General features: G+C 70.5%; 20 protein-coding genes and 1 riboswitch. Of the genes, 8 read left to right on the top strand and 12 right to left on the bottom strand.

Going from position 1 to position 21,617, the window contains the following annotated elements; all coding sequences use genetic code 11:
• Positions 1 to 1,132 (top strand): S1C family serine protease (locus UG56_RS25055; RefSeq protein ID WP_071327319.1); only part of this gene is annotated, 1,132 nt, incomplete at its 5' end.
• Here the strand turns inward: UG56_RS25055 and UG56_RS25050 are convergent.
• Both UG56_RS25050 and UG56_RS25045 read right to left on the bottom strand, forming a co-directional pair.
• Entirely contained in the window at positions 1,133 to 2,677 is a 1,545-nt protein-coding gene (locus tag UG56_RS25050) for an amino acid permease (protein WP_045547859.1), read from the bottom strand.
• Positions 2,674 to 2,889 (bottom strand): hypothetical protein, encoded by a 216-nt coding sequence (locus UG56_RS25045; RefSeq protein ID WP_045547858.1) that lies wholly within the window; start codon positions 2,887 to 2,889, stop codon positions 2,674 to 2,676. The genes UG56_RS25050 and UG56_RS25045 overlap by 4 nt, the downstream gene beginning before the upstream one ends.
• Before the next feature lie 167 nt (positions 2,890 to 3,056).
• On the opposite strand from UG56_RS25045, the gene UG56_RS25040 reads away from it, so the two are divergent.
• A complete protein-coding gene (locus tag UG56_RS25040; RefSeq protein WP_256206893.1) occupies positions 3,057 to 3,926 on the top strand; it encodes a glycoside hydrolase family 16 protein in 870 nt (289 codons plus the stop codon).
• A 7-nt stretch (positions 3,927 to 3,933) separates the two neighbouring features.
• On the opposite strand, the gene UG56_RS25035 is transcribed toward UG56_RS25040, so the two are convergent.
• From UG56_RS25035 to UG56_RS25020, 4 genes are all read right to left on the bottom strand, one after another.
• Positions 3,934 to 4,695 carry an ABC transporter ATP-binding protein gene (locus tag UG56_RS25035; protein ID WP_045551094.1) on the bottom strand — a complete coding sequence of 254 codons (762 nt, stop codon included), beginning with the start codon at positions 4,693 to 4,695 and terminating at the stop codon, positions 3,934 to 3,936.
• Positions 4,692 to 5,837 (bottom strand): FecCD family ABC transporter permease, encoded by a 1,146-nt coding sequence (locus tag UG56_RS25030; protein ID WP_256206892.1) that lies wholly within the window; start codon positions 5,835 to 5,837, stop codon positions 4,692 to 4,694. The genes UG56_RS25035 and UG56_RS25030 overlap by 4 nt, the downstream gene beginning before the upstream one ends.
• Entirely contained in the window at positions 5,834 to 6,871 is a 1,038-nt protein-coding gene (locus UG56_RS25025) for an ABC transporter substrate-binding protein (protein WP_052694065.1), read from the bottom strand. Before UG56_RS25025 ends, UG56_RS25030 begins: the two co-directional genes overlap by 4 nt.
• A gap of 54 nt (positions 6,872 to 6,925) precedes the next feature.
• Positions 6,926 to 7,112: riboswitch (cobalamin riboswitch) on the bottom strand.
• Between the two features lie 28 nt (positions 7,113 to 7,140).
• On the bottom strand, positions 7,141 to 7,839 hold the full coding sequence (locus tag UG56_RS25020; RefSeq protein WP_045551095.1) for an NAD(P)H-dependent oxidoreductase: 699 nt from the start codon (positions 7,837 to 7,839) through the stop codon (positions 7,141 to 7,143).
• Positions 7,840 to 8,017: 178 nt separating this feature from the next.
• Here UG56_RS25020 and UG56_RS25015 point away from each other — a divergent pair, with 178 nt between their 5' ends.
• Genes UG56_RS25015 through rhaS form a run of 4 tightly spaced genes read left to right on the top strand, consistent with a single transcriptional unit; the run spans position 8,018 to position 12,689 of the window.
• Positions 8,018 to 9,544: a sugar ABC transporter ATP-binding protein gene (locus UG56_RS25015; protein WP_045551096.1), complete on the top strand. Its 1,527-nt coding sequence runs from the start codon at positions 8,018 to 8,020 to the stop codon at positions 9,542 to 9,544.
• Entirely contained in the window at positions 9,541 to 10,584 is a 1,044-nt protein-coding gene (locus UG56_RS25010) for an ABC transporter permease (RefSeq protein WP_045551097.1), read from the top strand. The genes UG56_RS25015 and UG56_RS25010 overlap by 4 nt, the downstream gene beginning before the upstream one ends.
• Positions 10,581 to 11,657: an ABC transporter permease gene (locus UG56_RS25005; protein WP_045551098.1), complete on the top strand. Its 1,077-nt coding sequence runs from the start codon at positions 10,581 to 10,583 to the stop codon at positions 11,655 to 11,657. The genes UG56_RS25010 and UG56_RS25005 overlap by 4 nt, the downstream gene beginning before the upstream one ends.
• Before the next feature lie 3 nt (positions 11,658 to 11,660).
• A complete protein-coding gene (rhaS, locus tag UG56_RS25000; protein ID WP_045551099.1) occupies positions 11,661 to 12,689 on the top strand; it encodes a rhamnose ABC transporter substrate-binding protein in 1,029 nt (342 codons plus the stop codon).
• 79 nt (positions 12,690 to 12,768) lie between these two features.
• Here the strand turns inward: rhaS and UG56_RS24995 are convergent, their stop codons facing one another.
• The 6 genes from UG56_RS24995 to UG56_RS24970 all read right to left on the bottom strand — a co-directional run bounded on the left by UG56_RS24995 (position 12,769) and on the right by UG56_RS24970 (position 19,613).
• The gene (locus UG56_RS24995) at positions 12,769 to 13,902 is read right to left on the bottom strand and encodes a glycerate kinase (protein WP_071327322.1); all 1,134 of its coding nucleotides are present in this window, start codon (positions 13,900 to 13,902) and stop codon (positions 12,769 to 12,771) included.
• Positions 13,902 to 14,753 carry a sugar phosphate isomerase/epimerase family protein gene (locus UG56_RS24990; RefSeq protein ID WP_045551798.1) on the bottom strand — a complete coding sequence of 284 codons (852 nt, stop codon included), beginning with the start codon at positions 14,751 to 14,753 and terminating at the stop codon, positions 13,902 to 13,904. The genes UG56_RS24995 and UG56_RS24990 overlap by 1 nt, the downstream gene beginning before the upstream one ends.
• Positions 14,750 to 15,934, bottom strand: a complete 1,185-nt coding sequence (locus UG56_RS24985) for a dihydrodipicolinate synthase family protein (protein WP_045551797.1) — start codon at positions 15,932 to 15,934, stop codon at positions 14,750 to 14,752. Before UG56_RS24985 ends, UG56_RS24990 begins: the two co-directional genes overlap by 4 nt.
• Positions 15,931 to 17,082 (bottom strand): Gfo/Idh/MocA family protein, encoded by a 1,152-nt coding sequence (locus tag UG56_RS24980; protein ID WP_045551796.1) that lies wholly within the window; start codon positions 17,080 to 17,082, stop codon positions 15,931 to 15,933. Before UG56_RS24980 ends, UG56_RS24985 begins: the two co-directional genes overlap by 4 nt.
• A 210-nt stretch (positions 17,083 to 17,292) precedes the next feature.
• Positions 17,293 to 18,327, bottom strand: coding sequence for a LacI family DNA-binding transcriptional regulator (locus tag UG56_RS24975; RefSeq protein WP_045551795.1), 1,035 nt, complete (start codon positions 18,325 to 18,327; stop codon positions 17,293 to 17,295).
• A 242-nt stretch (positions 18,328 to 18,569) separates the two neighbouring features.
• Positions 18,570 to 19,613 carry a LacI family DNA-binding transcriptional regulator gene (locus UG56_RS24970; RefSeq protein ID WP_071327318.1) on the bottom strand — a complete coding sequence of 348 codons (1,044 nt, stop codon included), beginning with the start codon at positions 19,611 to 19,613 and terminating at the stop codon, positions 18,570 to 18,572.
• Between the two features lie 139 nt (positions 19,614 to 19,752).
• Between UG56_RS24970 and UG56_RS24965 the strand changes: the two genes are divergently transcribed.
• Positions 19,753 to 20,100 carry an L-rhamnose mutarotase gene (locus UG56_RS24965; protein ID WP_045551693.1) on the top strand — a complete coding sequence of 116 codons (348 nt, stop codon included), beginning with the start codon at positions 19,753 to 19,755 and terminating at the stop codon, positions 20,098 to 20,100.
• Positions 20,101 to 20,431: 331 nt separating this feature from the next.
• The gene (rhaI, locus tag UG56_RS24960) at positions 20,432 to 21,601 is read left to right on the top strand and encodes an L-rhamnose isomerase (RefSeq protein ID WP_045551692.1); all 1,170 of its coding nucleotides are present in this window, start codon (positions 20,432 to 20,434) and stop codon (positions 21,599 to 21,601) included.
• Positions 21,602 to 21,617 lie beyond the last annotated feature (16 nt).

The following is a 21,617-nucleotide window of genomic DNA, read 5'->3' as shown; positions in this document are numbered from 1 at the left end:
CCAGTCTCTGCTCGCCGTTGCGGCAATCCCGCTCGTCGCGATCCCGGTCGCCACCCCGGCGCTCGCGGCGACGGCGATCGCGGCCAGCCGGACGTACGTCGCCGAGGCGAGCCCTGGGCAGGGCACCACCGAGACGTACGGTGGTGAGGGCTACCAGGGCGGGATCGGCGGCTCCGGTGGGAGGGTCGACCCCTACCGGCAGAGCCTCGGCACCTCGACCGCGACGGTCGACTCCGAGCCGGCGACCGAGGCCGAGTCGACCGGCGTCGTGCTGGTCGACACGACCGTCGACTACGGCACCGCCCGGGGCGCGGGCACGGGGCTCACGATCACCGACGACGGGATCGTGGTGACCAACCACCACGTCGTCGAGGGCGCCACCTCGATCACGGTGACCGACCCGAGCACCGGGGAGACGTACGCCGCGACCGTGCTGGGCTACGACGCCACCCACGACGTCGCGGTGCTGCAGCTTGAGGACGCCTCGGGGCTCTCGACCGTGGCAACCGACCGAGACCCGGCCACCCAGGGCGAGCAGGTCACGTCGGTCGGCAACGCCGAAGGACAGGGGTCGCTCTCGGCGGCGGACGGGACGGTCACCGACCCGAGCACGGCGATCACCGTCCACGACGAGGACGGCACCGCGGCCGACCTCACCAACCTGATCGAGACCGACGCCGACGTCGTCTCCGGCGACTCGGGCGGCGCGCTGCTGGACGAGGACGGCGAGGTCATCGGGATGAACGTCGCCGCCACCTCGGGCTCGGCCGAGATCTCCGGCTATGCGATCCCGATCGACACCGTGCTCGACATCGCCGCCCAGATCCTCGCCGGGCAGGAGTCGGGTGACGTCGAGATCGGTGGCTCGGCCGCAGCGCTCGGGGTGCAGGTCGACACGACGAGCTCGACCCTGGTCGTCGGTGTGGTCGAGGACGGCGCCGCCGAGGCGGCCGGGATCGCCGAGGGCAGCACGATCACCTCCGTCGACGGGACCGCGGTGGCGAGCATCGACGACATCACCTCGGTGCTCGCCGAGCACGAGCCGGGCGACCGGATCCCCGTCGGCTGGACCGATGCCACCGGCGAGGCCCACGCCGGGACCGTCACCCTCGGCGAGGGCCCGGTCGCCTGATCAGCTGCTCGGCCCTTCGTCGTCGTGGGATTCGCGGGAATCCCGCGAGTCGCGGGAGTCGCCCGTCGCCTCGTCGGCGATCGGGCGCTCGGCCCGGATCGGGATCGCGCCGGTGTAGCCCTCGCGCTCGAGGGCGATCTGCTGGACACGGTCGCGGACGAGGCGCCAGCCGATGATCAGCGCCGGGATGATCACGACGAGGGTCGCGACCGTCCAGGTGCCGATCGGGTAGTCGAAGCCCATCAGGACGAGCACGGTCGCGAGGAACACGAGCGTGGCGTAGCCGGTCCACGGCGAGCCCCACAGCCGGAACTCGGGCCGGTACATCAGGCCGTTCTTCCAGCGCCGGTAGAGCTGGATCTGGCAGATCACGATGGTCGCCCAGGAGGCGATGATGCCGAGGGCCGACATGTTCAGCACGATCTCGAACGCCTGCCCGGGGACGATCGCGTTGAGGCCGACACCGAGCAGCGTGATGCACCCGGTGAGCAGGATCCCGCCGAACGGAACCCCGTTCCTCGACATCTTCGCGGTGAAGCTCGGTGCGCTCCCGCTCATCGCCATCGAGCGCAGGATCCGCCCGGTCGAGTAGAGGCCCGCGTTGAGCGAGGAGAGCGCCGCGGTCAGCACCACGAGGTTCATGATCGTGCCGGAGTTCGCGATCCCGAGCTGGTCGAAGAACGTCACGAACGGGCTCTCGTCGGCCCGGTAGGACGTGTAGGGCAGCAGCAGCGCGAGCAGCACCAGCGAACCGACGTAGAAGACCGCGATCCGGGCGATCACGGAGTTGATCGCGCGCGGCATGACCTTGGCCGGCTCGGCGGTCTCGCCCGCCGCGGTGCCGACGAGCTCGACGGCCGCGTACGCGAAGACGACGCCGGAGACCACGACGACGAGCGGGAGGGCGCCGACCGGGAACAGCCCGCCGTTGTCGATGATCATGCCGATCCCGGTCTCGTGACCGTTGAGCTCGTCACGCCCGGCGAGCACGATCATCCCGAGCACGAGGAACCCGAGCAGCGCGACCACCTTGATGAGCGCTGCCCAGAACTCCAGCTCGCCGAAGAGCTTGACCGAGATCAGGTTCATCGAGAGCACGACCGCGAGCGCCACGAGCGCGATCAGCCACTGCGGGATGGCCTCGAACGTGCCCCAGAAGTGCACGTACGTCGCGATCGCCGTGACGTCGACGATGGAGGTCATCGCCCAGTTCAGGAAGTACATCCAGCCGGCGGCGAAGGCGGCCGGCTCGCCCAGGAACTCGCGGGCGTAGGAGACGAACGACCCCGACGACGGCCGGTGCAGCACGAGCTCGCCGAGCGCGCGCAGGATGAGGAAGACGAACACGCCGCAGAAGGCGTAGACGAGGAAGAGACCGGGGCCTGCCTCGTGGAGGCGGCCGCCCGCGCCCAGGAACAGGCCGGTGCCGATGGCGCCGCCGATCGCGATCATCTGCAGCTGCCGCGGGCTGAGGCTCTTGTGGTAGCCCTCGTCCTCGTCGGTCAGGCCGGTCTGGTGGACGGTCTGGTCGTCGGTGTCGGTCATCGGTCTGCTCCCGGTCCGGAGTGAGGCGGCTCGGGCACGTCCTTGAACAGCAGCCACCCGCCGACGACGGCGACGACCGCCGCGGCCGCGTAGCCGATCAGCGACCACCAGCCCAGATGCAGGTACGCCGTGACCCCGACGATCGCCAGGGCGAGGAACACCATCACCATGCCGATGATCGGCGTCCGTGGCCTGTACGGATCCCGTGCCATTGCGATCACCTCCTGCGGAGGCCCCCGATGGCCCCCGTTCCGGTGACCAATTAGAGCGCATCGAGAGGCAACTGGCGGTGACCGGACGTCGCCCGGCGTTTCCGTTCCGGCGAAGAGCAGATATCTGTAAGGTCGCTTTACAGTTAACCCCCATGAAGGAGCGTTCGATGCGTAGCTCGAGGATCCGCACCATCCGCACCATCCGCACCACACTGACCGCGACCGCCGCCGTGGCCCTCGTCCTGGTGGCCCCGCTGGCCGCACCGGCCGCGGTGCCCGCGGGCGAGGGCGCAGCCCCCGCCGGAGAGGTCGGGGCCGCCGCCCTGACCTGGTCCGACGAGTTCGACGGCCCCGCCGGCAGCGCCCCCGACGGCGCCAGCTGGAACTTCGAGACCGGAGGCGGTGGCTGGGGCAACAACGAGCTGCAGACCTACACCGACTCCCGCGACAACTCCGCGCTCGACGGCAACGGCAACCTGGTCATCACCGCCCGGCAGAACGGGAGCGGCTACACCTCGGCCCGGCTGACCACCAAGGGCAAGGTCCAGCCGAAGTTCGGGCGCCTGGAGGCACGGATCCAGATCCCGCGCGGCCAGGGGATCTGGCCGGCGTTCTGGATGCTGGGCGGTCAGTTCGACAACGTCGGATGGCCCGGCTCCGGAGAGATCGACATCATGGAGAACGTCGGCTACGAGCCCCACCTGGTCCACGGCACCCTGCACGGTCCCGGCTACTCGGGCGCCAACGGCATCACCGGTCAGTACATGCACCCGCAGGGCTGGTCCTTCGCCGACACCTTCCACACCTTCGCCGTCGACTGGCAGCCCGGCTCGATCACCTGGTCCGTCGACGGGGTCGCCTACCAGACCTTCACCACGGCCAACACCGGCGCCAACCCCTGGGTCTTCGACCAGCCGTTCTTCTTCATCCTCAACGTCGCGGTCGGCGGCAACTGGCCCGGCAACCCCGACGGCACGACCCAGTTCCCGCAGCGCATGGTCGTGGACTACGTACGCGTCTACGACTCCCAGCTCTGATCGCAGGTCACAGCGGGCCGAGGAAGCGGATGACGACGCCCTCGTCGTGGTGCACCCGGGCGCGGACGCCGTAGACCTCCGAGATGAGGGACTCGGTGAGCACCTCGGCGGGAGGGCCGCCGGCCACGACGCGGCCCTGGGAGAGCACGAAGACCTGGTCGCAGTAGGCGGCGGCGAGGTTGAGGTCGTGCAGGGCGACGAGGCAGGTCGTGGGCATCCGGCGGACCAGCGCGAGCAGCGCCAGCTGGTGACGTACGTCGAGGTGGTTCGTCGGCTCGTCCAGGAGCAGGATCTCGGGCTCCTGGGCGAGCGCCCGGGCGATCTGCGTACGTTGCCGCTCGCCGCCCGACAGCGTCGAGAAGCGTTGGTCGAGGCGGTCGGCGATGCCCGCGTGGGCGGCCGCCTCCTCGATGACGGCGCGGTCCTGGGTGCTGTCGGGAGCCCAGGCCGGGCGGTGGGGGACCCGGCCGAGGGCGACGACATCGCGCACGCGGAGGTCCTGGCTGGTCGCCGGCTCCTGCTCGACGACCGCGAGCCGGCGGGCAAGCCGGCGCCGGGACATCCCGGCGAGCGGGTTGCCGTCGAGGCGTACGTCACCGGAGGAGGGTGCCCGGAGACCGGCCAGGATCCGGATGAGCGAGGACTTCCCGGAGCCGTTGGGCCCGAGCAGCCCGACCGTGGCGCCGTCCTCGACCCGGAGAGACACGTCGTCGACGACCAAGCGGCCACGAGGCGCCCAGCGGACCCGCTCGGCCTCGAGCGCCGTCATCGGCGTGCCCGCATCAGCACCAGCGCGAAGGCCGGCACCCCGACCAGCGCGGTCGCGACCCCGACCGGGAGCTCCTCGGGGTCGATCACCGTACGGGCCGCGGTGTCGACCCAGATCAGGAAGATCGCGCCGAGCAGCGCCGTGGCCGGAAGCAGCAGCCGGTGCCCGACCCCGACCAGCGCGCGGGCGAGGTGGGGGAGGACGAGCCCGACGAAGCCGATCGCTCCGGACGTGGAGACGATGACGGCCGTCATCAGCGCGGTCAGCACCAGCAGTACCGCCCGGATGCGCGTGACGTCGACGCCGAGCGAGGCCGCCGCGTCGTTGCCGAACGCGAACGCGTCCAGCCACCCCGCGCCCGCGACGCAGCAGAGCAGCCCGCCGAGCACGATCACCCCGCAGACGAGGACGTCGGTCCAGCTCGCCGAGGAGAGCGACCCGAGCAGCCAGAAGAGCACCCCGCGGGTCTGCTCGGCGTCGGCCGCGGTGAACACGATGAACGAGGTCAGGGCCGAGAACAGCTGGGTGGCGGCGATGCCGGCCAGCACCAGCCGGTCGGTGGTGCCGCCGGCGAGCGAGGCGAGCAGCAGCACGAGTCCGAACGAGGCCAGCGCACCCACGAAGGCCCCGGTGGAGAGCCCGATCGCGCCCGACCCGATGCCGAGCACCACGATCGAGACCGCTCCAGTGGAGGCGCCCGAGGAGATGCCGAGCACGAACGGATCGGCGAGCGGGTTTCGCAGCAGCGACTGCAGGATCACCCCGCAGATGGCCAGCCCCGCCCCGCAGATCCCCGCCAGCAACGTACGCGGCAGCCGCAGGTCCCACACGATGCTCTGCTGCAGCAGGGTCAGGTCGGACGAGCCGAGCCCCACCCGGTCGGCAACGACGCCGTACACGTCGGCCACGCCCAGGTCGGAGGGCCCGACCGTGATCGCCCCCGCGACCGAGGCCAGCACGAGCAGGGGAGCCAGCCCCAGCAGCATCCCGGTGACCCCGATCGCCGAGGCGTCACGTACGTCGGCCGAGGCGTCACGTACGTCGCTCGAGGTGTCACGGCTGTGCCCGGTCGGCCGACCGGAGCGACGCCTCGGCCGACCGGGGTGACGCCTCGGCTGGGGGTCTTGCGCGCGCAGGGTCATAGGCCCAGGTCGGCGAGCTGGTCGGCGACGTTCTCGACCGCGTAGACGGTGCGGATCGAGGGGTTGAGCTCGGCGCCGGAGAGCGTGACGAAGCGGTCGTTGCGGACCGCGTCCATCTGGGCGGTGACCGGGTTGCTCTTCAGGTAGTCGATCTTCGCGCGGGCGGTCTCGGCGGTCTGGCTCTTGCGGGTGAGGTCGCCGAGGACGATGACGTCGGGGTTGCGTTCGGCGACGGTCTCCCAGTTGATTTGCGGCCACTCGTCGGTGGTGTCGTCGAAGACGTTCTCGATACCGAGGGCGCGGCCGATGATGCCGGGGCCGCCGCAGCAGCCGGCCAGGTAGGGCGACTCGGAGTTGGCGAACCAGTACATCGCGCTCACCTCGCGCGCCGGTGCCTTGCGCTCGGCCGCCTCGAGGCGCGCAGACAGGTCGGAGACGAGCTCCTCGCCGCGCTCGGGTACGCCGAAGATCCGGGCCAGCTCGGTGATCTCCTGGTAGATCGTCTCGATCTCGAGAGGGTCCAGGCGGGTGCCGTCGTCGTCGCCCTCGTTGTCCTTCACGCACTCGGCGGGGGAGAGGTAGGAGCCGACGCCCAGCTTCTCCAGGTCCTCGGGCGTGGTCACCCCGCCCTCGCCCAGGGTGCTGATGAAGGAGGCGGTGACGAAGTCGGGCTCGGCCTCCAGGACGCGCTCGTAGGAGGGCCAGTTGTCGGCGAGCCGGGGAATGCGCTCGTTGTCCTCGGCGAGCGAGTCGAGCACCGGGTCGGTCCAGACCGCCGTGCCGGCCATCCGGTCGGCGAGGCCGAGCGAGAGCAGGATCTCGGTGGAGCCCTGGTTGAGCGAGACCGCGCGCTCGGGCGGTGCCTCGAGCGTGATCTCGCGCCCGCAGTTGGTCAGCGTGAGCGGGAAGCCGGCGGTGTCGGCGGCCGCCTGTGGTGCTCCAGAGGACTGATCGGCGGCGCAGCCGGCCAGCGTGGAGCCGAGCACCAGGACGGTGCTCGCGGTGATCGTTCGGATGGGGCGAGGCAGGTGCACGTCGGTCCTCGAGCGGGTCGCGGGCTGGTGCGCGTCGCCCGTGCTGACCGGCAGCGGTCTGCTGCAGGGCCAGCAGGTCTTCGGACTCGGGATCGACCGGCGCGAGACGCCTTCCCAGGCCCGAGGGCCCAGTGGCACAGTGTCCCGTCCGTCACCCACACCGCTGCGCGTCAGTCCCGGACTCCCACCGGGTTCCCGTGCCGGGACTACGTCCCGAGCGGCTGGCTCGACGACCGTAGCAGGCGGCCCCACCTCTCCGGGGCACGACCTCAGCCCTGGCGATGGGCGCTCAGCCCGTCCTCGCCGGGAGCGACCGAGTCGTGGAGCCTGATCGTGTGGTCGTAGTGCTCCTCGGCCATGGGCCGGTAGTCGATCCGGGGCTCGGTCATCACGCCCGCGAGACGTACGGTCAGGTCGGCCTCGATCCGGGCCATGGCCTCGGCGTCGACAGTGTCGGCGTTGGTGATCAGGTGCGGGCGCAGCGGGTCCATGCCGGTGTACCAGAAGGTGCCGTGCAGCAGTGGCCACAGAACGTCCTCGATGTGGCCGCTGATCCCGCGCGGACCGAGCGTCGCGGCCCGGTCTCCGGCGGTGACGACCGTCAGCGCGCGCTTGCCGGCCAGACCGCCCTTGCCGTACTTGAGCGGCTTGCCCGTCTCCGGATCCGGTACGTCGAAGGCGAAGCCCGACTCGAAGACCCGGTCGATCCAGCCCTTGAGGATGGCCGGCATCGAATACCACCACAGCGGGAACTGCACGACGAGCAGATCGGCGGCCCCCAGCAGCTCCTGGTGGCGGCGTACGTCGGCCCCGCCCTGGTCGGCGAGAACCGGGTTGAAACGCATCCGGTAGAGGTCGATCTCGTCGACGCTCCAGCCAGCCGCGCCGAGCGCGTCCAGACCGACCTCCCGGAGTCGTCCGTTGAGCGATGACGCGTGCGGATGTGCCCATACCCAGAGTGCGTGCATGGGGCTCTCAACGCGGTCTGACGCGGCGGGATTCCCTCCCGGACGCGTGCGGGCGTCGAAGCGGTCTGATGACAAAGTCCGGACCTCGCTCAAATTAGCCGCCTCAGAGTGTTGACGTATGTGATTGCCATCACTAGCGTAAACCAGGCTTGAAACCTTTCAATTCGAGGAGCTGCCCATGCCGGACACACCCGCCGCACTGGAGCTGCGGGACGTGGCCAAGTCGTTCGGCCCCGTACGCGCCCTCCGGTCGGGAAGCCTTCGGGTCGAGGCCGGATCCATCCACGCGCTCGTGGGAGAGAACGGAGCCGGGAAGTCGACCCTGGTCAAGATCGTCGCCGGGCTCTACCGCCGCGACGCCGGCGACTACCTCCTGGCCGGCACCAGCGTCGACTTCCGCAACACCGCCGAGGCCAAGCAGGCCGGCGTCGCGGTCATCTACCAGGAGCCGACGCTCTTCCCCGACCTCTCGGTCACCGAGAACATCTTCATGGGGCGCCAGCCGACCAACCGCTGGGGCAGGATCGACCGCGCCGCGATGCGCACCGAGGTCGTCGAGCTCTTCGCCCGGCTCGGCGTGCCGATCGAGCCCGACCGGCCGACCGAGGGCCTCTCGATCGCCGACCAGCAGCTGATCGAGATCGCCAAGGCGCTCTCCCTCGACGCCAAGGTCCTGATCATGGACGAGCCGACCGCGGCCCTGTCGGGCAACGAGGTCGAGCGGTTGATGACCGTGGCGCGCACCCTGCGCGACCAGGGCTGCGCCGTCGTCTTCATCTCGCACCGCTTCGACGAGGTGTTCGCGCTGTGCGACACGATCACGGTGATGCGCGACGGCGCCTACATCTCCACCGACCCGATCGCCGACGTCACCGAGGACGAGATCGTCCGCCGGCTGGTCGGCCGCGAGGTCTCCGACCTCTACCCGAAGCTCGAGGCCACCGTCGGCAAGCCCCTGCTCGAGGTCAGGGGCCTCACCCGCACCGGCCTGTTCCAGGACATCAGCCTCACCGTCCGCGAGGGCGAGATCGTCGGCCTGGCCGGCCTCGTCGGCGCCGGGCGCAGCGAGGTCGCCCAGGCGATCTTCGGCGTCGACCCCTACGAGAGCGGCGAGGTCACCCTCGACGGTCAGCCGGTCCCGCCGGGTGACCCGCGGCGGGCGATCGAGATGGGGCTGGCGTTCGTCCCCGAGGACCGCCGCCAGCACGGTCTCGTCCTGGACGCGCCGATCTCGCGCAACATCACCCTCCCGACCAGCGGCCGGCTCGCCCGCACCGGGCTGATCAGCACCGGCATCGAGAACCGCTCGGCCGCCGACTGGGCCGCCCGGCTCGAGGTCAAGGCCGCGACGCTCGACACCCTGGCCGGAACGCTCTCGGGCGGCAACCAGCAGAAGGTCGTGCTGGCCAAGTGGCTCTCCACCCAGCCGAAGGTGCTGATCATCGACGAGCCCACCCGGGGCATCGACGTCGGCACCAAGTCCGAGGTCCACCGGCTGCTCTCGACGCTGGCCCAGGAGGGTCTCGGGATCCTGATGATCTCCTCCGAGCTCCCCGAGGTGCTCGGGATGGCCGACCGCGTGATCGTCCTCAGCGAGGGCCACCAGACGGCCGAGCTGAGCCGCGCGGAGGCCACCCCCGAGACCGTCATGCGCGCGGCCACGGCCCATCACTCCACCACCCTGAACGTCAGCGAGGCATCATGACCACCACGCTCGACGCGCCCGCCCCCACCGCGCCGCAGCCACGCCATCGTGCAGCCAACCGGCTGACCTGGCTCCTCAAGCAGCGCGAGACCGGCATCGCCGTCGCCTTCATCGCGCTGCTCGTGGTGACCACGGCGGTGAACCCCAACTTCCTGTTCAGCACGGACGGCTGGCGCGACCTCACCCTCACCCCTGCGATCCTGGTCTGCCTGGCGATCGGCCAGGCGATGGTGATCGTCACCCGCAACGTCGACCTCAGCGTCGGCTCGACGCTCGGGCTGACGGCGTACCTCGCCGGTCGTCTCTTCCTCGACACCGGGCTGCCGGTGATCGTGGTCGTCCTGATCGCCGTCGCCGCGGGCGCCGTGCTCGGTCTGGTCAACGGCGCCCTGGTCGCCTTCGCCAAGGTGCCGGCGCTGGTCATCACCCTCGGCACGCTCTACGTCTACCGCGGGATCATGCTCGAGTGGGCCGGCAGCGACCGGATCAACGCCTCCGACATCCCGCCCGGGCTGCTCGACTTCGGCACCGGATCGTTCCTGTTCATCCCCAACCTGGCGTGGATCTCGTTCGCGCTGCTCGCCGTGGCCGTCTATCTGATGCGCTCCACGCGTGTCGGCCGGGAGTTCTACGCGATCGGCTCCGACCCCGACGCCGCCACCCTCTACGGGCTGCGCGACAAGCGCCGGGTCCTGCAGGCGTTCGCCACCTCGGGCGCGCTCGCCGGCCTCGCCGGGATCCTGTACGTCTCCCGCTACGGCACCATCAGCTCCGGCGTCGGCCAGGGCATCGAGCTCGAGGCCGTCGGCGCCGCGGTCGTGGGTGGCGTGGCCATCTTCGGCGGCAGCGGCACCGTCCTCGGGGCAGCCCTGGGGGCGTACCTCCTCACCACCATCAACCGGGCGCTCCCGGTCCTGGGCATCCCCGACTTCTGGCAGCAGGCGGTCGTCGGCGCGCTGATCATCGGCGCCATCGTCCTGGACCGCTACTTCGCCCGCCGTCAGCACGACAAGCTCCTCGCAGAGAGGGAAGAGGCATGAGTCTGCTCGCCGAGAAGGCACCCGCGCGCACGTACGCGGCGCACGCCAAGCCCTGGTGGCAGCGCACCCTGATGACCCGCGACTCGGCGATCATCGCCCTGCTCGTGGTCGTCTGGACGTACGCCTCGATCGCGATCCTCAACTTCTCCGACCCGATCACGGTCTACTTCCTGGTGCTCGACATCGCGCCGATCCTGCTGATCGCGCTGCCGATGACGCTGATCATCATCACCGGCGAGATCGACCTGTCCGTGGCGAGCGTCGTCGGGCTCTCCAGCGTCCTGTTCGGGGTCGTGCACCGCGAGGGCCTCCCGGTGGCCGTCGCGATGGTGCTCGCGCTGCTCGCCTGTGCGGTGGCCGGAGCGCTCAACGGCGTGCTCGTCACCCGCTACGGGCTGCCGTCGCTGGCCGTCACGATCGGCACCATGGCGCTCTTCCGTGGCATCGCGGTCGGCGCCCTCGGCACCACCGCGATCACCGACTGGCCCGACGCCTGGGGCGATCTCGTCCAGGCCCGGATCGGCGGCTCCCAGATCCCGCTGATGACGATCCCGCTGGTCGTCCTGATCGTGGTCTTCGCGGTCGTCCTGCACTTCACGCCGTTCGGCCGTGGCATCTTCGCCGCCGGCCTCAGCAAGGACGCGGCCCGCTTCTCGGGCGTCAACGTCGACCGTACGAAGCTGATCCTGTTCACCCTCAGCGGGCTGATCTCGGGGCTGGCGGGCATCTACTTCACGCTCCGCTACGGCAGCGCGCGGGGCGACAACGCCACCGGGATGGAGCTGCAGGTCATCGCGGCCGTGCTGCTCGGCGGGGTCTCCATCTTCGGTGGCCGCGGCGCCATCCCCGGTGTCATCGCCGGCGTGGTCCTGATCGGGACGATCGGCAGCGCGCTGCGCCTCGACGGCCTCAGCGCCAACCTCATCCAGATCATCACCGGCGTACTTCTCATCGCAGCGGTCATCGCAGCCAGCGTCCTCGGCTGGACCGGCCGCATCGTCGGCACCCATCGCCTGCCGAAAGAACGTGGCGAACAGAGCTCGGACGAACCATCCTCAAAGAAATCGGAGTGAGACATGACCAGCAAGTTCCGACGTGCCGGCAGCGCCGTCGCCATCGTTGCGGCCCTCGGCCTCGCGCTGTCCGCCTGCGGCGGTAGCGGCAGCGGCAGCGATGGTGAGGGTGGCGGCGACACCAGCAGCATCACCTTCATCCCGAAGAACCTCGGCAACCCCTACTTCGACGCCTCCGACGCGGGCGGCAAGAAGGCTGCTGACGAGATCGGTACGACGTGGAAGCAGGTCGGCCCGACCGAGTCGACCCCCGACTCCCAGGTCAGCTTCATCAACACCGCGACCCAGCAGCGCGCCGGCGCGCTCGTCGTCTCGGCCAACGACCCGAAAGCGATCGGCGACGCCCTCGACGAGGCCCGCAACGCCGGCACCAAGGTCGTCACGATGGACTCCGACACCGAGCCGCAGTTCCGCGACGTCTTCGTCAGCCAGGCCGACGCCGCTGGCATCGCGAAGAGCCAGGTCGACCTGATCGCCGAGCAGATCGGCGACAAGGGCGAGATCGCGATCCTCTCCGCGGCGGCCAACGCCACCAACCAGAACGAGTGGATCAAGCTGATGGAGGAGGAGCTCGCGGCGAACCACCCCGACATCAAGCTCGTCGACACCGTCTACGGCAACGACGACGACCAGACGTCCTTCGACAAGACCGCCGGCCTGCTGCAGTCCCACCCGAACCTCAAGGGCATCATCAGCCCCACCACGGTCGGTATCGCCGCGGCCGCGCGCTACCTGTCCGACTCGGAGTACAAGGGCAAGGTCGCGCTGACCGGTCTCGGCACCCCGAACCAGATGCGCGAGTACATCAAGGACGGTACCGTGAAGTCCTTCGCGCTCTGGGACCCCGAGCAGCTCGGCTACCTGGCCGCCTACGCCGCCGACGCGCTCGCCTCCGGTGACATCGAGGGCAAGGAGGGCGACACGTTCAAGGCCGGTGACCTGGGCGAGTACACCGTCGGCGCCGACGGTGTCATCGTCCTCGGTGAGCCGACGGTCTTCGAGGAGTCGAACATCGACGACTTCGACTTCTGACCTCTCTCGCGGGTGTAACACGCTGTTCGTAGGACTGCTCGCCCCATCAGAACGACCGGATAGACCTACGAACGACGTGTTACACGACTCCGCCGCCGAGCTGTGAGAGCAGCTCGGCGGCGTACGTCATGCAGCGCTCGGGGTCCGGCTCGAGATCGGTGAGGGCGTGGACGGCCACGGCGCCGGCGTGCTCGGCCTCGGCGGGGGAGAGGGTGGTGCGACCGCAAGCGACGACGGCGCGGATGCCGCGCCTGCGTGCGGCCTGAAGCACGCCCATCGGCGCCTTCCCCGACAGGGTCTGGTGGTCGAACGAGCCCTCGCCGGTGACCACCAGGTCGGCGCCGTGGAGGGCCTCGTGGAAGCCGACCAGGTCGAGGAGGAGGTCGACACCCCGCTCGACCCGGCCGCCCAGCACCGCGAGGGCGGCGAACCCGACGCCCCCGGCCGCTCCGGCACCGGGGGCGTCTTCCGGCGCGGAGAGGTCGAGGCCAGGGAGATCGAGCACGGCGGAGACGAGGGAGGCGTACGTCGCCAGGGACGCCTCGAGGATGGCCCGTTCTTCGGGGCCGGCGCCCTTCTGTGCCGAGAAGGTGGCGACCGCGCCGCGGGGGCCGAGCAGCGGGTTGTCGACGTCGCAGGCGACCACGATCTCGGTCTCCTGGAGGCGCGGGTCGAGGCCGTCGAGGTCGATGCGCGCCAGGTCCTGGAGGGCCGCTCCGCCTTCCGCGACCTCGGCCCCGGAAGTGTCGAGAAGCCGGGCGCCGAGTGCGCGGAGCATCCCTGCTCCGCCGTCGTTGCTGGCACTGCCGCCGAGACCGATGACCACCGTGCGGGCGCCGCCGTCGAGGGCGGCGAGCACGGCCTCACCGAGCCCGCGGGAGGAGGCCGTCAGCGGGGCGAGCTGGCCTCCGGGCAGCCGCAGCAGCCCGCAGGTGTCGGCCAGCTCGACGACCGCCAGGTCGCCGCGGACGGCGTAGTGCGCCGCCACCGGTTCGAGCGTCGGGCCGGCGACGGTGACCGGCACCAGGTCGAAGCCGGCGCCTGCCAGGGCCGCCACGGTGCCGTCGCCGCCGTCGGCGATGGGCACGATGCGTACCTCTGTCCTGGGGTCCGCCGCGAGGATCCCTGCGGCCACGGCCTCGTCGACCTCGCGGGCGGTCAGGGAGCCCTTGAACTTGTCGCAGGCGACCACGACAACCGGAGATCCAGCCATCACAGGTGGGGGAGCACGAGGTCGCGGTAGCGCTGCGTCATCGTGGCGAGAACCTCGTCGGGGTCGGCGGCCCAGACGGCATCGTTGAAGATCTCGACCTCGACGTCACCGGTGTAGCCGGCCGCGGCGACCATCCGGGTGATCGATGCGAAGTCGATGACCCCGTCGCCCATCATCCCGCGCGCCAGCAGTGCGTCGGCGGGGATCGGTAGGTTGAAGTCGCAGACCTGGTACGCCGCCATCCGCCCCTCCGCGCCCGCCCGATCGACCTGGGCGGCGAGGTCGGGGTCCCAGAAGACGTGGAAGGTGTCCACGACGACCGCGACCGCGTCGACCGGGTGCGGTGCCGCCAGGTCGAGCGCCTGGCCGAGGGTGGAGATGACCGCCCGGTCGGCGACGTACATCGGGTGCAGCGCCTCCAGGACGAGCTTCACGCCGGCGGCCTGGGCGTACGGGGCGAGCTCGGCGAGCCGTTCGGCGACCCGGCCCCGGGCCCCGGCCAGGTCCACGTCTCCCTCGGGGAGACCCCCGACGACCATCACCAGAGCGTCGGTACCCAGGATCGCGGCCTCGTCGATCGCCCGCCTGTTGTCGGCGAGGGCGTCCGCGATCCCGGCAGGGTCGGACGCGGTCAGGAACCCGCCGCGGCAGAGGGAGGAGACGCGCAGCCCGGCGTCGCGTACGAGCTTGGCGGCCTTCTCCACGCCCGCCTCGTGGACCCGGTCGCGCCACAGCCCCAGGGCAGGGATCCCGGCGCGAGCGGCGCCGTCGACGGCTTCGGCGAGGGTCCAGGAGTTGGTGGTCTTGGTGTTGAGGGAGAGCCGCTCGAGCCCGCTGGCGTGGTCGGTCACTGGTCGACGCCTTGCACGGTGAGGAAGGCGCGCATGCGTGCGGCCGCGAGATCGGGCTGGGTGAGGAGTCCGGCCGCGTCGGCCAGCTTGAAGACCTCAGCGAGGTGGGGCAGCGAGCGGCCGGCGTGCAGGCCGCCGGCCATGGAGAAGGCCGGCTGGTGGCCGTTGAGCCAGGAGAGGAACGCGATCCCAGTCTTGTAGTAGTAGGTCGGCGCCTCGAAGATCTTCCGGCCGAGCGCCTGGGTGTCGTCCAGGAGTTGGCGTGCCGTGCCGGGGTCGTCGTTGTCGAGCGCCTGCAGCGCCGCCGAGGCGGCCGGGTGGATCGCCGCGAAGATGCCGAGCAGCGCGTGCGAGAACTCGCCCTCCTCGGTGCCCTCGCCGACGATCAGCTCGGGGTAGTTGAAGTCGTCCCCGGTGTAGAGACGTACGCCCTCGGGCAGTGCCCGGCGCAGCCCGATCTCGTGCTCGGCGTCGAGGAGCGAGACCTTGACCCCGTCGACCTTGCCGGGACGGGCACGGACGACCTCGAGGAACGTCTCGGTCGCCTCCGCGACGTCCGTCGAACCCCAGTAGCCGGCCAGCGCCGGGTCGAACATGTCGCCCAGCCAGTGCAGGATCACCGGGCTGTCCGCCTCGTCGAGCAGGGTCGCGTAGACCTCGACGTAGTCCATGGCGTCACGGGCGACCTGCGCCAAGGCACGCGAGGCCATCACGATCGTGGTCGCGCCGGTGTCGGCGACGACCTTCATCTGCTCGCGGTAGGCGTCGACGACGGTGTCCAGGCCCTGCCGGCCTTCGGGTACGGCGGACAGGACGAGCTGATCGGTGCCGGCACCACACGCGATCGCGCCACCCACGGTCGCCGCCTCCGCGGCCGAACGACGGATCAGCTCGGCGGCCGCGGTCCAGTCGACCCCCATGCCGCGCTGAGCGGTGTCCATCGCCTCGGCGACGCCGAGACCGTAGGACCACAGCTCGTGGCGATAGGCGAGCGTCGAGTCCCAGTCGATGTCCGCGGGCGCACCAGGGACGTTCTCGCCGAGCGTGCGGGGGACGACGTGGGCGGCGGCGTACGCGGTGCGGGAGGTGAACGGCGCGGTGGGCTTCGCCCACTCGCGGGGACCGGCGAGCGTGTGCAGCTCGGTGCCGCCGTCGGGCAGAGGGAGGCGTACGGAGGTCACAGCTCGATCTCTCCGAGCTCGATGCGGCGGCCCTCGGCCGAGGAGATGAGCCCGGCCTCGGCGAGCCGGAGGCCGCGCACGCCCGCCATGAAGTCGTAGGGGTGCTCGCCGTCGCCCTCGACGTAGCGGATGAACTGCTCCCACTGCGCCTTGAAGCCGTTGTCGAAGGGCTGGTTGTCGGGGACCTCGTTCCACAGGTCGCGGAACCGGATCGACTCGACGAGATCGGGGTTCCAGACCGGTTTCGGGGTCAGGTTGCGGTCCTGGGTGACGCAGTGGTGCAGGCCGGCGACCGCGGAGCCGTGGGTGCCGTCGACGTGGAACTCGACCAGCTCGCCACGGTTGACCCGGGTCGCCCAGGAGGAGTTGATCTGGGCGATGATGCCGCCCTCGAGCTCGAAGATGCCGTAGGCGGAGTCGTCGGCGGTGGCTGCGTACGCCTCGCCCTTCTCGTCCCAGCGCTCGGGGATGTGGGTGACGACCTTGGCGGTGACGGCCTCGACCTTGCCGAAGAGGTTCTCCAGGACGTAGTTCCAGTGCGGGAACATGTCGATGGTGATGCCGCCGCCGTCCTCCTTGCGGTAGTTCCAGCTCGGCCGCTGGGCGGGCTGCAGGTCGCCCTCGAAGACCCAGTAGCCGAACTCGCCGCGCACGCTGAGGATGCGCCCGAAGAAGCCCGACTCGACCAGACGGCGCAGCTTCAGCAGGCCCGGCAGGTAGAGCTTGTCGTGGACGACACCGGTCTTCACGCCTCTGTCGGCGGCGAGGCGGGCCAGGCGCAGCGATCCCTCGACATCGTCGGCGATCGGCTTCTCGGTGTAGACGTGCTTGCCGGCCGCGATGGCCTGGGTGATGGCGGCCTCGCGGACGTTCGTCAGCTGCGAGTCGAAGTAGACCGAGTCCTCGGCGTTGCCCAGCGCCTCGTCGAGATCGGTGGTCCAACGGTCCAGGCCATGCTCCTTGGCGATGTCCTGGAGCTTCTCGGCATTGCGCCCGACGAGGATCGGATCGGGCTGGATCCGGGTCCCGTCGGAGAGCTCGACACCGCCCTGCTCCTGGATCGCCAGGATGCTGCGCACCAGGTGCTGGCGGTAGCCCATCCGTCCGGTGACGCCGTTCATGATGATGCCGAGCCGTCGTGTCGCCATGTGGGGTTCCTCGTCTGCAGAGAGCCTGGAAGCGATGGGGGAAAGCGCTTTCCGATCACGGTATGGCACGTGTGGCGCCCGTCGCAAGAGCCCCGTTCCGTCAAGCCCCGCCGACTCGGCGCGTCTGTCCCGCTTCTCGGTGTCGAGCCGGCGCATCTGTCTCGCCCACAGACGTCGAGTCGGCGCGTCTGTTCCGCCGGGTCGGGATGTTCAGCTGCGCGGGGGAGTGCTCTCCCGCAGCACGACCTCGCCGTGGACGGGCTTGTTGCGGAGCTCGGCCGACGGCTCGCCGAGCACGAGCTCGAGAGCCTGCCGGCCGATCTCGGCCAGGGGGAGACGTACGGTGGTGAGGCCCGGCGTCACGTCGCGGAGCGTCTCGATGTCGTCGAAGCCGGCGACGGCCAGCTCGCGCCCGACCTCGACGCCGGCCTCCCGGCAGGCGGCCAGGGCGCCGACGGCCATCAGGTCGTTGACGGCGAAGACGCAGTCGATCTCTGTGCCATTGCTCCGGCGGTCCTCGAGCAGCCGGGACATCGCCCGGTGGCCGCCGTCGCGGCTGAACTCGTCGGTGAGGGCCGTCGGCTCGGACCCGGTCGCGTCGATCCATGCCTCCGAGAAGCCTGCGTGGCGCTCGGCGGAGACCAGCAGGTCCTCGGGGCCGGTGAGCACCGCGGCGCGGCGGTAGCCGAGGCCGACCAGCCGTTCGGCCAGGGCCTGGGCGCCGCCGTGATTGTCGATCACGACGGTGTCGACCGGCAGGCGTGGCTGGCTGATCGCGGCCGCCCGGCCGCCGCCGTCCAGGTAGGACGTCAGCAGGTCGGCGACCTCGCCGGTGTGACCCATGTCGGCGGTGTCGCTACCCGCCAGCACGATCGCCCGGCTCCGCTGGCGCCGCAGGGCGGCCAGGAACTTCTTCTCACGCTCGGGCTGACCGCCGGTGTTGCACAGCATCACCAGCAGACCGTGCTTCTCGGCCTCGGCGGCCAGGCCGCCGGCGATCGTGGAGAAGTAGGGGTCGGAGATGTCCTTGACCAGCAGCCCGACCGTCTCGGTCGAGCCGCGCGCCATCGCCTGGGCGTTGGCGTTGGGCGTGTAGCCGAGCTTGTTCGCCGCCGCCAGGACACGCTCCTGCAGCTCCGGGCGCACCACCCGGTCGCTCCCGTTCAGCGTGCGCGACGCGGTGGCCAGCGAGACACCCGCCTCGCGGGCGACGTCGCTCAGCGTCGCTGCACGTTCTCCGGCCACTGACTCTCCTTCGGCTTCCGCTCCTGGAGCCTAAGGCATCCGACGATGACGTACGCCGCGCTCCGAGGCTCCACAGACGTCCCAGCCCGTCTCGCCGACTCGGCGCGTCTGTCCCGCCTGACACCGTCGAGTCGGCGCAACTGCCCCAGGTCCCGGGACAGTTGCGCCGACTGGGCGCCGAAACGCGGGACATCAGCGCCGAGTCGGCGCTTGGATCTGAGACAGATGCGCCGGGTCGGCGGTCAGGGGCGGCCGAGGGTGGAGGCGCGGGCGACGAGCTCGGGGGTGAAGACGACCTGCTCGTGCTGGTGGGCGGGGTCGCCGACCTCGTCGAGGAGCAGCTCGGCGGCGCGGCGGCCGAGGTCCTGACGGGGCTGGCGTACGGAGGTGAGTGGCACGGCCGCGGCGGCGGCGAACTCGATGTCGTCGTAGCCGACGATCGCGAGGTCGCCGGGTACGGTCCGGCCGCTGGAGATCGTCTGCTGGAGCAGCCCGAGCGCGATCAGGTCGTTGGCGCAGAACGCGGCGGTGGGGCGGCGGCGGGCGGGCAGCCCGACGAGCCGCTCGCCGGCCGCGCGGCCGGCGGCGACGGTCGGTGCCTCGCAGGAGAGCGTGATCAGGTCCTCGGGCGGAAGCCCGGCCTCGGTCCAGGCCTGCCGGGCGCCCTCGCCGCGGTCGCGGACCTGTCCGATCGACTCCGGCCCGCCGACGTACGCCACCCGCTTGTGGCCCGCGTCGATGAGGTGCTCCACGGCCAGTCGCCCGCCGAGGACGTCGTCGACCGCGACGGAGCAGAACGACGATCCCGCTCGGGTGCGGTCGACGATGACGACCGGGGTGCCGCGCTCGCTCAGCTGGTCGATCTGTGGATCGTCCGGGTCGACCGGAGTGATCAGGATGCCCTGGACCCGCTGCTGCTGCAGGTGGGCCAGGTGGGCGCCCTCGCGGGCCGAGCGCCCGTCGCTGTTGCACAGGAACAGCGAGAGCCCGGCCGCCTCGGCGGCCAGCTCGATGCCGCGGGCGACGTCGGTGAAGAACGGGTTGCCGGCGTCGAGCATGACGTAGGCCAGCGACTGGGTGCTGCCGGTGCGCAGCGAGCGTGCGGACTCGTTGCGTACGAAGCCGAGGTCGGCCATCGCGCGCTCCACCCGCTCGCGCGTCGTCCGGCTGACGCGCTCGGGACGGTTGAGCACGTTGGACACCGTGCCGAGGGAGACGCCGGCGGTGGCCGCGACATCCTTGACCGAGGCGCTGCGCGGCGAACCCGCAGCCGGAGTGATCGCCACCTGGGCTCCTTCCTGAAACGTTCAATCGCAGCATAGGCCGGTGGCCGCGGCTGTGGCGAGCAGCCACGCATCTGCCGGTTGACCGATTCCGTCCGGCTCACTATCGTCCAGATTCTAAATCGTTTCACCGGAGGTTGTCATGGAGCGCGTCTGCTTCCAGCTGCAGGTCAAGGCCGAGCGCGTGGAGGAGTACAAGCTACGCCACGCCGCCGTCTGGCCCGAGATGCTCCAGGCACTGAAAGACACCGGGTGGCACAACTACTCGCTGTTCCTGCGCGCCGACGGGCTGCTGATCGGCTATCTGGAGACGCCTTCCATCGAGGCTGCTCAGGCCGGGATGGCCGCGACCGAGGTCAACGCCCGCTGGCAGGCCGAGATGGCGGAGTTCTTCGAGGACCTCGACGGCGTCGCTCCGGACGAGGGCTTCCTCCGGCTCGAGGAGGTCTTCCACCTCGAGGATCAGCTGGGCGCGGCCGAAGGGTCCTAGCACCACGACCGATCCCCACTGGTGCGGAGATTCCCCCTCCTCATGTCGTTTCCCCATGCGCCGGAGGGTGGGGAAACGACGCCGAGGTGGGGAGCTGTGCGCAGGAGTGGGGGAACCCGTTGCTGCGGCCATGCCGCCTCCGAACGTACGAGCATCGCGCGCCAGCCCCGGAGGCTCGAAGGCACAACCTCGCCCCGCCCCACGTACGTCGCCGCGGCCACCCGCTGAAACGAAACGAACCCCGCGCACCACTTGACGCAAGTGACGTGCGCCACTAACGTCGGATGCGCGCTTTGAAACCTTTCAACTCGCGGATTAGAGAGGCTCTCCGATGACGACGTTCGACCAGATCTCGGGCGACCTGGCCGCCCTGGAGATCGAGGTCCCCTCGTGGGCCTACGGCAACTCGGGGACCCGGTTCAAGGTCTTCGGCACCCCGGGCACGCCGCGCACCCCCGAGGAGAAGGTCGCCGACGCGGCGACCGTCCACCGCTTCACCGGCCTTGCGCCGAGCGTCGCGCTGCACATCCCGTGGGACAAGGTCGACGACTATGCGGCCCTGCGCAGCTACGCCGAGGACCAGGGCATCGCGCTCGGCACGATCAACTCCAACACGTTCCAGGACGACGACTACAAGCTCGGAGCGCTCACCCACGCCGACGCGAAGATCCGGCAGAAGGCGATCGACCACCACTTCGAGTGCATCGAGGTGATGAACGCGACCGGCTCGCGCGACCTGAAGATCTGGCTCGCCGAGGGCTCCAACTATCCGGGCCAGGCCGACATGCGCGGCCGCCAGGACCGGCTCGCGGAGTCCCTCGCCACTATCTACGAGCGCCTCGGCGAGGACCAGCGCCTGGTCCTGGAGTACAAGTTCTTCGAGCCGGCGTTCTACCACACCGACGTCCCCGACTGGGGCACCTCGTTCGCCCAGGTCAGCGCGCTCGGCGACCGGGCCGTCGTCTGTCTCGACACCGGCCACCACGCACCCGGCACCAACATCGAGTTCATCGTGATGCAGCTGCTGCGGCTCGGAAAGCTCGGCTCCTTCGACTTCAACAGCCGCTTCTACGCCGACGACGACCTGATCGTCGGTGCGGCCGACCCGTTCCAGCTCTTCCGGATCCTCGTCGAGGTGGTCCGCGGCGGCGGGTTCAAGCCGGTCAAGGAGGGCGGCGTCGCCTTCATGCTCGACCAGTGCCACAACATCGAGAAGAAGATCCCGGGCCAGATCCGGTCCGTGCTCAACGTCCAGGAGATGTCCGCACGGGCGCTGCTCCTCGACACCGATGCTCTCGCCCGGGCACAGGAGGACGGCGACGTACTCCTGGCCAACGAGATCTTCATGGACGCCTTCTACACCGACGTACGCGCCGACCTCGGCGGGTGGCGGGAGGACCACGGCCTGCCCGCGGACCCGATGCGCGCCTACCTCGCCAGCGGCTACCAGGAACAGATCGAGGCCGCCCGTGTCGGCGGCACCCAGGCCGGATGGCTGTGACTTCAAAGGACACGAC

Origin of the sequence: Nocardioides luteus (assembly GCF_000960475.2) — a bacterium.
Classification (GTDB): Bacteria; Actinomycetota; Actinomycetes; order Propionibacteriales; family Nocardioidaceae; genus Nocardioides; species Nocardioides luteus_A.
This window is presented reverse-complemented; position numbering and strand designations above follow the sequence as displayed.